The 15,173-nt window shown below is 73.6% G+C and carries 11 protein-coding genes; 5 read left to right on the top strand and 6 right to left on the bottom strand.

Annotation, left to right across the window (positions count from 1 at the left end; all coding sequences use genetic code 11):
* The first annotated feature begins 263 nt into the window (after nt 1-263).
* Both AB0E24_RS38920 and AB0E24_RS38915 read left to right on the top strand, forming a co-directional pair.
* On the top strand, nt 264-797 hold the full coding sequence (locus tag AB0E24_RS38920) for a DUF1990 domain-containing protein (protein WP_359384326.1): 534 nt from the start codon (nt 264-266) through the stop codon (nt 795-797).
* 124 nt (nt 798-921) lie between these two features.
* Nucleotides 922-2,205: a GNAT family N-acetyltransferase gene (locus AB0E24_RS38915; RefSeq protein ID WP_147968401.1), complete on the top strand. Its 1,284-nt coding sequence runs from the start codon at nt 922-924 to the stop codon at nt 2,203-2,205.
* Here the strand turns inward: AB0E24_RS38915 and AB0E24_RS38910 are convergent.
* Nucleotides 2,126-3,490, bottom strand: a complete 1,365-nt coding sequence (locus AB0E24_RS38910) for a trans-sulfuration enzyme family protein (protein ID WP_359384324.1) — start codon at nt 3,488-3,490, stop codon at nt 2,126-2,128. The genes AB0E24_RS38915 and AB0E24_RS38910 overlap by 80 nt on opposite strands.
* Nucleotides 3,491-3,550: 60 nt before the next feature.
* Here AB0E24_RS38910 and AB0E24_RS38905 point away from each other — a divergent pair, with 60 nt between their 5' ends.
* Nucleotides 3,551-4,045: an Lrp/AsnC family transcriptional regulator gene (locus tag AB0E24_RS38905; RefSeq protein ID WP_069867357.1), complete on the top strand. Its 495-nt coding sequence runs from the start codon at nt 3,551-3,553 to the stop codon at nt 4,043-4,045.
* Between the two features lie 73 nt (nt 4,046-4,118).
* On the top strand, nt 4,119-5,801 hold the full coding sequence (locus AB0E24_RS38900; protein WP_359384322.1) for a DUF885 domain-containing protein: 1,683 nt from the start codon (nt 4,119-4,121) through the stop codon (nt 5,799-5,801).
* A 172-nt stretch (nt 5,802-5,973) separates the two neighbouring features.
* On the opposite strand, the gene AB0E24_RS38895 is transcribed toward AB0E24_RS38900, so the two are convergent.
* The 5 genes from AB0E24_RS38895 to AB0E24_RS38875 all read right to left on the bottom strand — a co-directional run bounded on the left by AB0E24_RS38895 (nt 5,974) and on the right by AB0E24_RS38875 (nt 13,208).
* Nucleotides 5,974-6,770 (bottom strand): IS5 family transposase gene (locus AB0E24_RS38895; protein WP_359384333.1). Its coding sequence is split into 2 segments (ribosomal slippage): nt 5,974-6,432 and nt 6,435-6,770, totalling 795 coding nucleotides; the frame shifts between segments, so codons are not numbered across the junction.
* A 44-nt stretch (nt 6,771-6,814) separates the two neighbouring features.
* Nucleotides 6,815-10,630, bottom strand: coding sequence for an AAA family ATPase (locus tag AB0E24_RS38890; RefSeq protein ID WP_359384320.1), 3,816 nt, complete (start codon nt 10,628-10,630; stop codon nt 6,815-6,817).
* Nucleotides 10,627-11,841 carry an exonuclease SbcCD subunit D gene (locus AB0E24_RS38885; RefSeq protein ID WP_359384318.1) on the bottom strand — a complete coding sequence of 405 codons (1,215 nt, stop codon included), beginning with the start codon at nt 11,839-11,841 and terminating at the stop codon, nt 10,627-10,629. The genes AB0E24_RS38890 and AB0E24_RS38885 overlap by 4 nt, the downstream gene beginning before the upstream one ends.
* A 273-nt stretch (nt 11,842-12,114) precedes the next feature.
* Nucleotides 12,115-12,741, bottom strand: a complete 627-nt coding sequence (locus AB0E24_RS38880) for a YigZ family protein (RefSeq protein WP_069867361.1) — start codon at nt 12,739-12,741, stop codon at nt 12,115-12,117.
* A gap of 134 nt (nt 12,742-12,875) precedes the next feature.
* Nucleotides 12,876-13,208 carry a plasmid stabilization protein gene (locus AB0E24_RS38875; protein ID WP_079259803.1) on the bottom strand — a complete coding sequence of 111 codons (333 nt, stop codon included), beginning with the start codon at nt 13,206-13,208 and terminating at the stop codon, nt 12,876-12,878.
* A gap of 517 nt (nt 13,209-13,725) precedes the next feature.
* Between AB0E24_RS38875 and AB0E24_RS38870 the strand changes: the two genes are divergently transcribed.
* Complete coding sequence (locus tag AB0E24_RS38870) at nt 13,726-15,150, top strand: MFS transporter (protein WP_359384315.1); 1,425 nt, start codon at nt 13,726-13,728, stop codon at nt 15,148-15,150.
* Nucleotides 15,151-15,173 lie beyond the last annotated feature (23 nt).

Genomic DNA, 15,173 nt, shown 5'->3' with positions numbered 1-15,173 from the left:
CCGCCCCGATCGGGCGCGCTGGCGGCGCCCCCGCTTCCGGCACACCGACGGGGCCGCGCGCCGTAAGGGCACCGCCACGCCGTAAGGGCACCGCCACGCCGTAAGGGCACCGCCACGCCGTAAGGGCACCGCCACGCCGTAAGGGCACCGCCACGCCCGTGGGCGCCGCCACGCCGTAAGGCCGCCGCGTTCCGGTGCCGGGCGCCGTAAGGGCGTCGTGTTACGGCGCCGCTCACCGTAAGGCCGACGCGTACCGTACGGGCATGGGATCCACCGACACCCCAGGTCCGGCCTCCCGGCTCACCTATCCGGAGGTGGGCGCCACCCGGCGGTGGCCGCTGCCCTCCGGCTATCGCCATCTGCGGGTACGGACCCATGTGGGCCATGGGCGGGCCACGTTCGAGGCGGCCGGGCGGGCGGTCCTGGACTGGCGGATGCACCGGGCGGTGGGGGTGTCGATCCGTGCCGCGGATCCGGTGGCCACTCCGGGCCGGCCCGTCGTGGTGGGCCTGGGGGTGGGGCGGCTGCGGCTGCGCGCGCCGTGCGAGGTGGTGTGGACGGTCGCGGAGGAGACGCGGACCGGCTTCGCGTACGGCACGCTGCCCGGCCATCCGGAGCGGGGCGAGGAGTCGTTCGTGGTGACCCTGGAGCCGGATGGCTCGGTGGTGCTCACGGTGACGGCGTTCAGCCGCCCGGCCTCCTGGTTCAGCCGGGCCGGAGGGCCGATGGTGCCGCTCTTCCAGCGGGCGTACGCACGACGGTGCGGGAGGGTACTACGCACATGGGCGGTAGGGTGAATGAAACCTCCGACTTCAACCTTTTGATTTCGGACAAAATGAGCTTCTGTTATCAGATGCGCTCTTAACTCATAGGTCACAGTCCGTTCGTGATCACGCAACACCTTTGCGCAAGGGTGTTTGCATGACATTTCGAGCGACCCCCGAGCCCCCTTCCCGGCACCGCCCCCGCCGGCGGCACGATCTGGTCGCATGGTGGTCACGGCGCCAGGGCCACGCACCGCCGGACACCTCACCCCCGCCCGCGGCCGACGCGCACACCGGCCCCGCCGCGGGCGCCCCGGAGACCACGGCCCCCGAGGCCACCACGCTGTGGCGGATGCGCACGACCGTACGGGACGAGCCGGGCGCCCTGGCCGCGCTGTGCGCGGCGCTGGCCGGGCACCGGGTCGACATCCTGGCCCTCCAGACCCATCCGCTGACGGACGGCACGGTGGACGAGTTCCTGCTGCGCGCGCCCGAGACCCTGCCGTCCGGCGGGCTGGCCGACGCCGTCGCCGCCGCGGGCGGCCGCGACACCTGGACCGAGCGGGCCGACACCCACGATCTGGTGGACGCGCCGACCCGGGCGCTGACCCTGGCCACCCGCACCGCCCTGGACACCGCGGAACTCCCGCTCGCCCTGCGCCAGCTGTTCGGCCGCTGCACCATCCACTCGGTTCCCGCCAAGTCCCTCAGCGGCCGCTCCCTGGACTCCACACCGCCCGCCGAGGGCATCCTGGAGGAGACGGTGATGCGGCTGCGCGACCCGTCCGGCGGCGCGATCGTCATCGAGCGGCCGTATCTGCCGTTCACCCCGACCGAGTTCGCCCGGGCCCGCGCGCTGGTGGAGCTGGACGCCCGGCTCGGCCCGCGGATCCCGCACGACGGCGATGTGCTGACGCTGCCCGAGGGCAACGCCATCACCGTGCGCCGCGCCGACACCGGCGATCTGGACGCGGCCCGCGAGATGCACGCCCGCTGCTCCGCCGCGACGCTCGGGCTGCGCTACCACGGGCCGGTCGGCGACGCCGACCGCTACCTCGCCCATCTGCTGAGCCCGCGCTTCGGCCGCACCCTGGCCGCGTACACCGCCTCCGGGCGGCTGGTCGCCCTCGGCCACCTGCTGTGGGACGGGGACGAGACCGAGGTCGCGCTGATCGTCGAGGACGAGTGGCAGCGGCGCGGCGTCGGCGGGGAGCTGCTGCGGCGGCTGGTCGCGATGGCCGCCGAGACCGGCTGCGAGAGCGTCTACGCCGTCACCCAGTCGGCCAACACCGGCATGGTCGCCGCGATGCGCGCCCTCGAACTGCCGCTTGACTACCAGATCGAGCAGGGCACGCTGGTGCTCAGCGCCCGCCTCGACCCGGCACCGGCGCCCGAGCCGGTCCTGCCGCTGCCGCTGCCGGCCCCGCCGCATTCGCGCTGAGGCCGGCCGGGACCTCCTGCCCCGTCCGGCGGACCTCCCACCCCGTCCGGCGGTCCTCCTGCCCCGCCGGACGGCCGTCGAGTGCCCGGTCCAGATCGCGCCACAGATCCTCGACGTCCTCCAGCCCGACCGACATCCGCAGCAGCCGGTCGTCGATCCCGGCGGAGCGGCGGTCCCCCTCGGCCACGATGCGGTGGCTGATGGAGGCCGGGTGCTGGATCAGGGTGTCCACGCTGCCCAGGCTCACCGCCGGGGTGATCAGCCGCACTCCGCCGATCACCGCATGCGGATCGCCGCGGGTCTCGAAGGCCACCATCGCCCCGCCGATCCGCGGATAGTGGACGCGGGCCACCCGGGGATCGGCGGCCAGCCGCCGGGCCAGCTCGCCCGCGGTGGCCGAGGCGGCCCGCATCCGCACCGGCAGCGTGGACAGTCCGCGCAGCAGCAGATATCCGGCGAGCGGGTGCAGCACTCCGCCGGTGGCGAACCGCACCCGGCGCAGCATCCGGGCGAACTCCTCGTCACAGGCCACCACCCCGCCCATCACATCGCCGTGTCCGCCGAGGTACTTGGTGGCGCTGTGCAGGACGAGGCCCGCGCCCCGCTCGGCCGGGCGCTGGAGCACCGGTGTGGCGAAGGTGTTGTCCACGAGCAGCGGGACCGTGCCACAGGAGTGGGCGACGGCCCGCAGATCGAGTTCGGCGAGGGTCGGATTGGCCGGGGTCTCCACCATGACGAGGCCGGTGTCGGGGCGGATCGCGTCCGCGATCCCGGCGGGGTCCACCCAGGTGACCTCGGTGCCCAGCAGCCCGGTGTCCAGCAGATGGTCGCTGCACCCGTACAGCGGGCGGACCGCCACCACATGGCGCAGCCCTTGGCCCCCTCGCGCCAGCAGACACGCGCTGAGCGCCGCCATGCCGCTGGCGAACGCGACCGCGCTCTCGGTGCCCTCCAGCCGGGCCAGGGCGGTCTCGAACCGGGCCACGGTGGGGTTGTCCAGGCGGGCGTAGACCGGCGGGCCGTCCGGCCGGGCGCCGGTGGCGGCGAACGCGTCGATCCTGGCGGCCTCCTGGCGGCTGTCGTACGAGGGATAGGTCGTCGACAGATCCAGGGGTACGGCGTGCAGGCCCATGGCCGGAAGGTCCTCCCGCCCGGCGTGGACGGCCTCGGTGGCGAACGCCTGCCGTCCGGCTTCACCGCGAGGATTGGGCGTACTCGGTGTGGTCCGCGTGCTCGGTGTGGTCCGCGTACACCCTGTGCTTCCCGTGCTCTCCCTGATGTTCATGAGGTGAAGGGTGAACAACGACCGGGCTCACCGGGCCGATGTCCGTGCTACGTTCGGCCGATGCCCGAAACCGTCGCTCTCGATCCGGTGGACCTCCAGATACTGCGGCTGCTCCAGAACGACGCCCGGACCACCTACCGCGATCTGGCCGCCCAGGTCGGCGTGGCGCCCTCGACCTGTCTGGACCGGGTGGCCCGGCTGCGCCGCTCCGGGGTGATCCTCGGCCATGAACTCCGCCTGGACCCCACCAAGCTGGGGCGCGGTCTCGAGGCCCTGCTCTCGGTGCAGCTGCGGCCCCACCGGCGGGAGCTGGTCGGCCCGTTCGTGGAGCGGATCCGGGCGCTGCCCGAGTCCCGGGCGCTGTTCCACCTGGCCGGTCCTGACGACTATCTGGTGCATGTCGCGGTGGCCGACACCGCCGATCTCCAGCGGCTGGTGCTGGACGAGTTCACCTCGCGCCGCGAGGTGGCCCGGGTCGAGACCCGGCTGATCTTCCAGCAGTGGAGCTGCGGCCCGCTGCTGCCGCCCGCGCGAGACGGCTCAGCAGCCCCGTAGCACACTCCTGTTCCCATGCGTCACATCCCCTTGGTGCTGACGCCGCACCCCGGAACGTACGAGGATGGGCCGCATGTCCGATACCAAGAACGCTCCGCTGCCCCGTCAGGTCGCCGACAGCTATGTCGACGCCCTCATCGAACTCGACCCGATCACCGGCACCTACCTGGGCGTTCCCGAGAGCTCCCGGCGCCTTCCGGACTACTCCCCCGAGGGGGCCAAGGCCGGCGCCGACCTGGCCCGCGCCACCCTGGACCGGCTGGCCGAGGCCGAGGCGCGCCCGGGCGCGGACAGCGACGCAGAGCGCCGCTGCGCACGGCTGCTGCGGGAGCGGCTGACCGCCGAACTCGCCGTACACGACGCCGACGAAGGGCTGCGCGCGGTCAGCAACCTGAGCTCCCCGCTGCACTCGGTGCGCGGCATCTTCACCGTGATGCCCGCCGAGACCGAGGAGGACTGGTCGGCGGTCGCGGCCCGGCTGCGCGCCGTACCGGCCGCGCTCGACGGATATCGCGCCTCGCTCGCCGAGGGGCTGCGGCGGGGGCTGCCGGGCGGCCCCCGGCAGGTGGCCACGGTCCTGGAGCAGCTGTCGGAGTGGATCGGCACGGACGGCGGCTGGTTCGCCGACTTCACCGCCGAGGGCCCGGACGCGCTGCGCGGTGAGCTGGACGAGGCGGCCGCGGCGGCGACGGGCGCGCTGGTCGCGCTCCGCGACTGGCTGCGCGACACCTACGCCCCGGGGATCGAGGGCGCCCCCGATGTGGTGGGGCGTGAGCGCTACCGCCGCTGGGCCCGGATGTGGAACGGCACCGATCTCGACCTGGACGAGGCGTATGCGTACGGCTGGTCGGAATTCCACCGCATCCACGCCGAGATGCGCACCGAGGCAGAGAAGATCCTGCCCGGCGCCGACCCGTGGGAGGCGCTGCGCCACCTCGACGCGCACGGTGCGCATATCGAGGGCGTCGAGGAGACCCGGGTGTGGCTCCAGGAGCTGATGGACGAGGCCATCGAGAAGCTGAACGGCACCCACTTCGATCTGGCCGACCGGGTCAAGCGGGTGGAGTCGATGATCGCCCCGCCGGGCAGCGCGGCGGCGCCGTACTACACCCAGCCGTCGGTGGACTTCTCCCGCCCCGGCCGGACCTGGCTGCCCACGATGGGCGAGACCCGCTTCCCCGTCTACGACCTGGTCTCCACCTGGTACCACGAGGGCGTCCCCGGTCACCATCTCCAGCTCGCCCAGTGGGCGCACGTCTCCGACCAGCTCTCCCGCTACCAGGCCACGGTCGGCATGGTCAGCGCCAACGCCGAGGGCTGGGCACTGTACGCGGAGCGGCTCATGGACGAGCTGGGCTATCTGTCGGACCCGGAGCGGCGACTGGGCTATCTGGACGCGCAGATGATGCGGGCGCTGCGGGTGATCGTCGACATCGGGATGCACCTGGAGCTGGAGATCCCCGCGGATTCGCCCTTCCACCCCGGTGAGCGGTGGACCCCGGAGCTGGCGCGCGAGTTCTTCGGGCTGCACTGCGGGCGTCCGGCGGACTTCCTCGACAGCGAGCTGGTGCGCTATCTCGGCATGCCGGGCCAGGCCATCGGCTACAAGCTCGGCGAGCGGGCCTGGCTGACCGGGCGCGAGGCCGCCCGTAAGGCGCACGGCGACGCCTTCGACGCCAAGAAGTGGCATATGACGGCGCTGTCGCAGGGTTCGCTGGGGCTTGACGACCTGGTGGAGGAGCTGTCGGCGCTCTGAGCTCGGTGAGCTCCTGGTGAGGGCGTGGGCGGGCGGCATCCGTGCGGCCCGCCCACGCCAAGCGGATCGGCGGAATGCGGCTGCGGTTCGGTGGCGCCCCGCAGGGGCGCGGGGCCGTGTCGATGTGCGGCTCCGCCGCCGCGCATAGTGCAAGGACCCCTTAGAGGTCATCTCATTTGGTAAGTCTGCGGTAGCAGATGAGGGTGCAGGCGATGCTGGTGAAGGCCAGGAAGTGGACAGCTTTCCGTTCGTAACGGCGGTGGAGTCGTCGGCATCCGGCGAGCCAGGACATCGTGCGTTCGATGGTCCAGCGGTGCCGTCCCAGCCGCTTGGAGGACTCGATGCCTTTGCGGGCGATGCGGTGTCGGATACCGCGCTGCCGTAGCCATCGGCGCAGGTGGCCGTAGTCGTAACCCTTGTCGCCGTGGAGCTTGGCCGGCCTTCGGCGGCGAGGCCCGCGGCGGGAACGGATGGGCGGGATGCCGCGCACGAGCGGTTCGAGCGCCTGGCTGTCGTGAAGGTTGGCGCCCGAGATCCCGATGGAGACGGGCAATCCGGTCCGCTCGGTGATCAAGTGGATCTTCGAGCCCTTCTTGCCCCGATCCACGGGATTCGGACCCGTCAGGTCCCCCCTTTGAGGGCCCTCATGTTCACCGAGTCGATCGCGCACCGCGACCAGTCCAGCTCGCCGCGCGACCCGAGCTCATCCAGGACCAGGCGGTGCAGCTTCGCCCACACCCGCGCCTGGGACCATTCCGTGAAACGGCGGTGAGCGGTGGCACCGGACGGGCCGAACACGGACGGGACCTGCGCCCACGTGCAGCCAGTGGTCGCCACGAAGATGATCGCGGCCAGCACCTCACGATCTCCGTACCGGCGTCGGCCACCGCCCTGCGGACGGGTCGGCACCTCCGGAACCACCCGCTGAAACAACTCCCACAACCCGTCCGGCACCAGACGTTCAACCATCAACACACAACCAGGCTACCGGCGAGCCCAAATGAGATGACGTCTTAGTGCGCGGCGGCCGTCCGGTGCCGTACGGCCGAGCCCTCGCGGCCCTTGACGACCTCCAGCTGGGCGGGGATCCGCCGGCGCAGATCGGCGACATGGCTGACGATGCCGACCGTACGGTCCCGTTCGCGCAGCGCGTCCAGCACGTCCATGACCTCGTCCAGGGTCTGCTCGTCGAGGCTGCCGAACCCCTCGTCGATGAAGAGGGTGTCCAGGCGGACCCCGCCCGCCTCGTCGGTGACCACATCGGCCAGGCCCAGCGCGAGGGCGAGCGAGGCGGAGAAGGTCTCGCCGCCGGAGAGGGTGGCGGTGTCGCGCTCGCTGCCGGTCCAGGCGTCGATGACATGCAGTCCGAGACCGGAGCGGCCGCGCCCGCCGGAGCGGGCGTCGGAGTGCACCAGGGTGTAGCGCCCGGAGGACATGTGGCGCAGCCGTGCGCTCGCCGCCGCCGCGACCTGCTCCAGCCGGGCCGCCAGGACGTACGCCTCCAGCCGCATCCTGCGCTCGTTGTCCGCGGAGGTGCCCGCCGCGAGCGCGGCGAGGCGGGCGATCCGGTCGTGGTCCGCGCGCAGCGGGGCCAGCCGGCGGGCGTCGGCGACCGCCCGCGCGGAGAGCGCGTCGAGCTCCTCGCAGCGGGTGCGGGCCGCGGCGTCCGCGGCCGAGACCTCGCGCAGCGCGCGGGTGGCCGCGTCGGCGGCCGTCCGCGCCGCCGTGGGGTCGGCGGGCGGCGCCTGCGCGGCGGCGAGCACCCTGGGGTCGGACAGCTCGGCCGCGACCGCCGCCGACTCCGTCTGCCATGCGTCGAGACGGCGGCGCGCCTCGCGTTGCCGGTCCGGGGGCAGGACGGCCCCGGCGGCCTGCTCCGGGGTCTCGAACCCGGCCCGGTAGGCGGCGTCGGCGAGCCGGGCGTCCGCCTCCTTCAGGCGGCTCGCGGCCGCCTCGGCGCCCCGCGCCGCCTCGGCGGCGTGGGCCAGCAGCCCCGCCTGCCGCTCCAGCCGCGCCGCCCGCTGCCCGACGGTGGCGTCCGCGCCGCGCGCCCGCTCCAGCTCCGCCAGCAGGTCGGCCCGCTCCCGGGCCAGGGTTTCGCGGCGCGAGGTGCGGGCGGCCGCCCGGCGCTCGGCCTCCTGCCGCTGGGCCGTACGGCGTGTGTGCTCGCCCTCGGCCCGGTCCAGGGCCGCGCGGGCGGCGTGCCCGTCGGCCGCCGCGTCACGGGCCTCGGCGTACGCGGCCCGCAACTCGGCCAGGGCCCGGTCGAGTTCGGCCGCGTCCTCGCCCTCCGCAGTGGCCTCCGCGGCCGCGCGGGCCTCCCGCAGCGCGTTCCGCGTACGCTCGGCCTCCTCGCGGACCTCCTCGGCGCGCTGGTGGTCCGCCAGCGCGGCCTCCTCCGCCGCACGGTCCACATGCCCGGCCCCGGGCCGGGCCGGGCTCGGATGCCCGGTCGCGCCGCACACCGCGCAGGGCTCGCCCGCGCGCAGCCCGGCCGCCAGCTCGGCGGCGATGCCGCGCAGCCGGGCCTCCTTGAGGTCGAGCCAGCTCTGCCGCGCGGCGGCGGCACCCTCCCGCGCCCGCAACAGCTCCTCGCGCGCCCGCCCCTCCTGCCCGGCGAGCCGGTCCCGCCGCCGGGCGGCCTCGAGACGCCGCTCGGCGGGCTCGATCCGCCCGCCGAACTGCTCGGCCCGGGTGGCGGCCTCCTGCGCGGCCTCGACCCGCCGCTGATGCGCCCGGTGGGTCTCCTCCCATCCGGCGAGCCACTCGGCGGCTTCCTCGATCGCCTCGTCGTCGGCGCGGGCCTCCCGGTCGAGCGCGGCGATCTCGGCCACGACGGCCGCCGCCCGCGCCTCCCCCCGCCGAGCGGCCCCCAACGCCCCGAGCTCCTCCCGCACCCGCCGCTCGACCCGCCCCAGCCACTCGGCATCGGCCTCGGCGAGCACCACGGCCACACCCGCACCTTGCGGACCGGCACCCCGCCCGCCATCACCGGCCACACTCGCCGCCGCCTGGGGCGTCGCGGGGTACGACGCACCCGCATTCCGCACCCGCGTGGCGGCGGCTCCGCCGCCGGAAGGTCCGGCCTGTGACACACCAGGCCCGCCCGAAACGACGGCATCACCGCCCGAAGATCGTGCCCGTGACACGCCGGGCGCGCCCGAGGCGGCGGCATCACCGCCCAAAGGTCCGGCCTGCGACACACCAGACCCGCCCGAAACAACGCCATCACCACCCGAAGAACCCGCCTGGGACACACCAAGCCCACCCGACACGACGGCATCGCCGCCCGGTTCCCGGGCCGACACGCCCGCCCCGGAACCAGCCCGCCCACCTGCCGCCTCGTTGTCGGCGGGAGTGACCCGGTCGGTGGCACGCACACCCGACCCGTCCGCACCCGCGGACGAGACGGCCCCCTGCGCTGCTTGGTCCGGCGCCCGGCCGGGCGCGCCCTGGCCCGGCGGGCCCGTTCCGGTACGGCCGTCCCTGACCGTCTGTCCCATGAGGCGCCCTTGCGGGCCGGGTTCCTCGGAGGCCGACGGCCCCGTTCCGGGAGCCGCCCCGGCCCAGGAGCCGTCCGCGTCCGCGTGCGGGGCGGTGTCCTCCGGGGGTGCGGTGGCCTGTGCGGGCAGGGGCGCTTCGGGCGAAGCGGCCGGGGCGGCGGGGGTGCGTTGGTCGGGGATGTCCGGGGCCGGGGCGAGGGGCATGGCCGCCAGGCCGGGTTCGGCGGACAGGCGGGCGCGGGCCTGGCGTTCGGTGGTTTCGGCGGTGTGGTGGTCACGGGCCGCGGCGGTGCGGAGCTCGAGGGCGGGGACCACCGCGTCGGCCGCGTGGGCGCGTTCCAGCAGCTCACGCAGCCGGTCATGGTCGGGCCGCTGCCGTTCGAGGTCATCCGCCCGGCGCCGCGCCTCGGCGTGGCGGCGCTGAAGTTCGGCCCGTTCATGTGTCGCGTCGGCGGCCCGCTGGGCGGCGTGGTGGGCCTCCTCGGCGGCCCGTACGGCGGAGAGCGCGATGTCCCGCCGTTCACGCGCGCCCGTGCGGGCGACCGCGGCCCACTCCAGGACGGCGTCGGCCAGCCCCGGCTCACCGGGGGTCAGCTCGGGCAGCGGATGCCCGTCGAGCTCCGCCGTGCGGCCCGCCGCCTGCGCCATCCGGTGGGCGAGCGCGAGGAGCCGCTCGTCCCCGGCCGCGACCCGCTTCTCCGCCACGCGCCGCAGCTCCGCCAGCCGTTCCTCGACGGCGGCGAAGCGACCGGTGTCGAACAGCTTGCCCAGCAGCTTGCCGCGCGCCAGCTCGTCCGCGCGCAGAAAGCGGGCGAAGTCTCCCTGCGGCAACAGCACCACCTGGCAGAACTGCTCCCGGCTCATGCCGACCAGCTGCGCGATCTCCTCGCCGATCTCCTGATGCGAGCGGCTGAGGGCCTTCCACTCCCCCGCCCCCGCGCTGGTCGAGGATGTCGCCGGGGCGTACTCGCGCAGCAGGGTCTGCGCCTTCTCCCGTGTCATCCCCGTGCCCCGCTTCTTGGGGCGCGGCTGCTCGGGGCGCCGGGTGATCTCCAGGCGCCGCTCCCCAACGGTGAATTCGAGTACGACCTCGGTCGGGGTCAGCGGTTCGGCATGGTCGCTGCGCAGCGAGAGTCCACTGCCCTGGCGGGCGCCGGGCACCTGCCCGTACAGCGCGTAGCAGACCGCGTCCAGGACGGACGTCTTACCGGCGCCGGTCGGCCCGTGCAGCAGGAACAGCCCGGCGGCGGACAGCTCATCGAAGTCGATCTCCTGTGTGGCGCCGAACGGGCCGAAGGCCGTGACAACGAGCCGGTGCAGCCTCATCGCGCCGCCTCCCCCGCCGTCGCCGCCGCCACGCCGTCCTCCTCGCTCGGCACGACGCCCTCGTGCGCCGCGCTCCGTACCGTCTCCAGCGCGTCGCCGAGCAGCACCCGCTCCGCCTCGTCCGGGCCGCGGCCGCCGCGCACATGCGCCACGAAGTCCTCGGCGATCTGCCGGTCCGAGCGGCCGCGCAGCCGCTGTGCGTACGAGGCGAGCGGGTCCTCGGGGGGCCGCTCGGGGTCGAAGACCAGGGTGAGCACATGAGGGAAGCGCCGCGCCATCCGGGCCATCGGCTCATGCGGCCGCACCGCGTCGGTCAGCGTGGCCTCGACCCACGCCTCCTCGTGGCGGTCGAGGTCCGGGTCGGCCAGCAGCTCCTCGATCCGGCCGCGGATCCGGGCCAGCGGCCGCGGCACCGGGCACTCCACCCGTTCGTACGACGGCGCCTCGCCCGCCGCCCCCAGCTCCACCACCCACATGGACTTGCGGTGTGCCGTCTCGGAGAAGGAGTACGCGAGTGGGGAGCCCGAGTAGCGGATGCGCTCGGTGATGGCCTGGCAGCCGTGCAGATGGCCGAGCGCCGCGTAGTCGACGCCGTCGAAGACCTCGGCGGGTACGGAGGCGACTCCGCCGACGGTGATGTCCCGCTCGCTGTCGCTGACCGCGCCACCGGTGACGAACGCGTGCGCGAGGACGACGGACCGGGTGCCGGACGGGCGGGTGGCGAGGTCGGCGCGCACCCGGTCCATGGCGGCGCCCAGCACCGCCGTATGACCGGCCGCCGAGGCCCCCAACTCCTCCCGCACCAGGCCGGGTTCGAGATACGGCAGCCCGTAGAAGGCCACCTCGCCATGGTCGTCGGAGAGGACGACGGGGGTGGCGCATCCGGCGGGGTCGGTACGCAGATGGATCCCGGCCCGGTCGATCAGCCCGGCGCCGACGCCGAGACGGCGGGCCGAGTCGTGGTTGCCGGAAATCATGACCGTCGGCACACCGAGGTCCGCGAGCCGGTGCAGGGCGTCGTCGAAGAGTTCGACGGCGGCGAGCGGCGGCACGGCACGGTCGTAGATGTCGCCCGCGACGACCACCGCGTCGATGTGTCGTTCGCGCACGGTGGTGACGAGGTGGTCGATGAACTCCCGTTGCGCGGCAAGGAGGCTGACCCGGTGAAAGGACCGGCCGAGATGCCAGTCGGAGGTGTGCAGAATTCTCACAAGCGGTCTCCGACCTGCACTTCTGTCCTTCCTCCACCCCACTGGCCAGCATCACGCCCGCGGCGTCGGGACGACGCGGGCACCGACCACGTTAGCCGCGGTCGGTGCCTCGTCTCTCACGGACCTCGTATTTCCCGCCCGTGTCGGGGTCCCGGACGTCGTGGCCCCGGATGCCGGGGTCTTGGATGCCGGGGTCCCGGACGTCGTGGTCCTGAATGTCGGAGTCCTGGACGTCGTGGTCCCTGACATCGGGGTCCCGGAGGCCGCCCGGCCTCATGCGTCCTGGTACGCCTCGCCGCCGAGCTCCAGCGTGGCGGTACCGGCGGTGGTGTCCGCCAGCCAGTCGCGGAAGGCGTCCACATCCGCGTCGGGCAGCCCCAGTTCGATCGTCACGGCCTCGGCGTAGCGCACCTCCCGGACCGCCCGGCCCGTCGCCCGCAGATCGTTCTCCAGCTTTCCGGCGCGCTGGTGGTCGACGGTGACGGTCACCAGCCGGAACCGCTGCCGGGTGACGGTGCCCAGCGCGTCGAGCGCCTCGCCGACCGCGCCGCCGTAGGCCCGGATCAGACCGCCCGCGCCGAGCTTCACGCCCCCGAAGTAGCGGGTGACGACGGCCACGGTGTACCGCACCTCGCGCCGCAGCAGCATTTGCAGCATCGGCACCCCGGCGGTGCCGCCCGGCTCCCCGTCGTCGCTCGCCTTCTGCACACCGCCGTCCGCGCCGATGACATAGGCGAAGCAGTTGTGGGTCGCGGTGGGGTGCTCCTTCCTGACGCGCTGGATGACGTCCTGGGCCTCCTGCTCGCTCGCGGCGGGCGCGAGCGTGCAGAGGAAGCGCGATCTGTTGATCTCGATCTCGTGCACGCCCTCGCGCGCGACCGTCCGATACCGCTCCTGCATCAGGCCACCCTATGTCCCGGCTCCCGTGCCGTGGTCACCGCTATCAGCGGGTACGGCACGGGAGCCGGGCGGCGGCTACGAGCGGGCACGACCGCGAGCGGGCGGCGTCCCGTGGGAGGGCGGCGGCGTCCGGGTCAGCGGCCCAGGGCCTTGGCCAGTTGGTCCTTGGTCATGTTCGAGCGGCCCTCGATGCCGCGCTGCTTGGCCTCGTTGTAGAGCTGGTCGCGTGTCGGGCCCTTGGGGCCCGTCCGGCTGCCCGAGCGCTGGCCGCCACGCTGCGGTGCGGACTTCGGGTCCTGGGTCGAGGTCCTGCTGGCGGACCTGGACTCCCCGGTCCGGGCACGCTCCTTGTTGACCGTACGGGCGGCCATCTCCTTCGCCCGGCCGGCGGAGGCACCGCGCTGCTCCGCGCTTTCCTTGATGTGCTCGTACTGCCGCTCGCGCTTACGGCTGGATCCTGCGGGCATGGTCTCTTCCTCTCCTTCCGCCCCCTCGTTCGGTCACGGCCGACGGATCAGGATCGCCGACCGCAGAAGTCGGGTTCCCCCCGCTTCCTCCCCTATAACCAGCATGCGTCTCCTGGGCGTCGGCCGGATGCCGCGGGGCGCGCATCGCGCGGGATTGGTCTTTCGGCAGTGTCCGCCGGTCCCCCGCTTTCATAGGGTCACCTCCACGAGTCGCGCTGATCACGCAGGTGGGGGACATGACGACAACACACGGAACCGGGTCCGCCAGCCGCCCATGAACCGGCCGGGCCGCCACGTGGGCCGCCGCGGCCTGGGCCGCCCCTGGGCCGGATACCTCCCGCTGGCGGCCACCATCGCCGCCGCCGGGTTGAGCGTGGTCCGCCCGCATCCCGCACCCCGCACCAAGATAGGCAGGCTCCCTGCTATATTTTGTCAGGCAGCCTGCACAAAATGCCGACCGCCGCACCTCCCGCGGCGGCCCCCACGACAGCGGAAGCGGGAAGGCAGGAGCAGCGTCTTGGGAAGCACCGCAAACGCCACCTCCGCACAGCGGGACCGGGCTCCGGCCGGAAAGCCCTTCGGGCCGACGTTCGTGACCCCGCTGTACATGGGCGCCATACTCAACCCGGTCAACAGCTCCGTGATCGCGCCCGCCCTGGTGGCGATCGCCGCCGCGATGCACACATCCGTCGGCAGCACCGCGATCCTGATCTCGAGCCTGTATCTGACCAGCGCGATAGCGCAGCCCGCGGCCGGACGGCTCGCGGAGGAGTTCGGGCCCCGACGGGTGTTCTTCACCGGGATCCTCCTCGTCCTGGCAGGAGGCGTCCTCGGCGCGTTCGCCCGTGATATGCCGACCCTGGTCACGGCCCGCGTTCTCATCGGGGCCGGCACCTCCACCGGATACCCGTCCGCGATGCTGCTGATCCGCCGCCGGGCCCAGGCCACCGGCCTCCAGGAGCCGCCCGGAAGCGTTCTGGGCGGCCTGGCGATCGCGGGAGCCGCCACCGTCGCCATCGGCCCCGCCATCGGCGGATTGCTCATCGGATGGCTCGGCTGGCAGACGGCCTTCTGGATCAACGTCCCCGTCGCGGTCACCGCCTTCGCCATGGCGGCGGCCTGGATCCCCAAGGACACCGACCGGGTGCGCGACCGCTCCCCGCGCGCCCTGGTCTCCCGTGTCGACCTGCTCGGCATCGTGGCATTCGGCGGGGCGCTCACCGCGCTGCTGGTCTTCCTGTCCTCACTGCCGAACCCCGACTGGACGGCGCTGGTCATATCCGCCGTGATCGCCACCGGCCTCGTGGCGTGGGAGCTGCGCGCCGCCAACCCCTTTCTGAACGTCCGGCTGCTCGCCTCGAACCTGGCCCTCACCAGCACCTATCTACGCAACGGCCTCACCCTGCTCGGCACGTATGTGATCCTCTACGGGCTCACCCAGTGGCTGGAAGCCTCCCGCGGCCTGTCCACCTATCAGGCGGGCCTGACCCTGATCCCCATGGGCGTCCTGTCGGCGGTCTCCGCCCGTGTCGTATCGCGGCGCACCCGCGTCCGGGCGCCGCTGATCGTCTCGGCGCTGCTTCTGCTCGTGGGGGCGGCCGCCACCCTGTTCCTGGACAGCGGCACACCCCTGATCGTGGTGGTCGCGATCACGGCGGTCTTCGGCCTCACCTCCGGGGCCGGCAACGTGGCGAACCAGACGGTCCTCTACAGGGAAGCGCCCCCCGAAAGTGTCGGCACCGCCTCGGGATTGCTGCGCACCTTCGGCTATATCGGCTCCATCGCCTCGGCGGCCATCACCGGCACCGCCTTCCACAGCCATGTCGATGACACCGGTCTCCGGCACATCTCCTGGGCCCTGGTCGGTATCGCCGCCCTCGTACTCGTCATGACGGTCTGCGACCGGAGCCTGGCGAAGGCCGACCGACGACCGGCTCACTGACACCCCGACCAGTCCCGACCCCC

The organism is Streptomyces malaysiensis subsp. malaysiensis, assembly GCF_040653035.1.
Lineage (GTDB): Bacteria > Actinomycetota > Actinomycetes > Streptomycetales > Streptomycetaceae > Streptomyces > Streptomyces malaysiensis.
The sequence above is the reverse complement of the archived record's forward strand: the minus strand, read 5'-3'. Positions and strand labels throughout refer to the sequence as shown.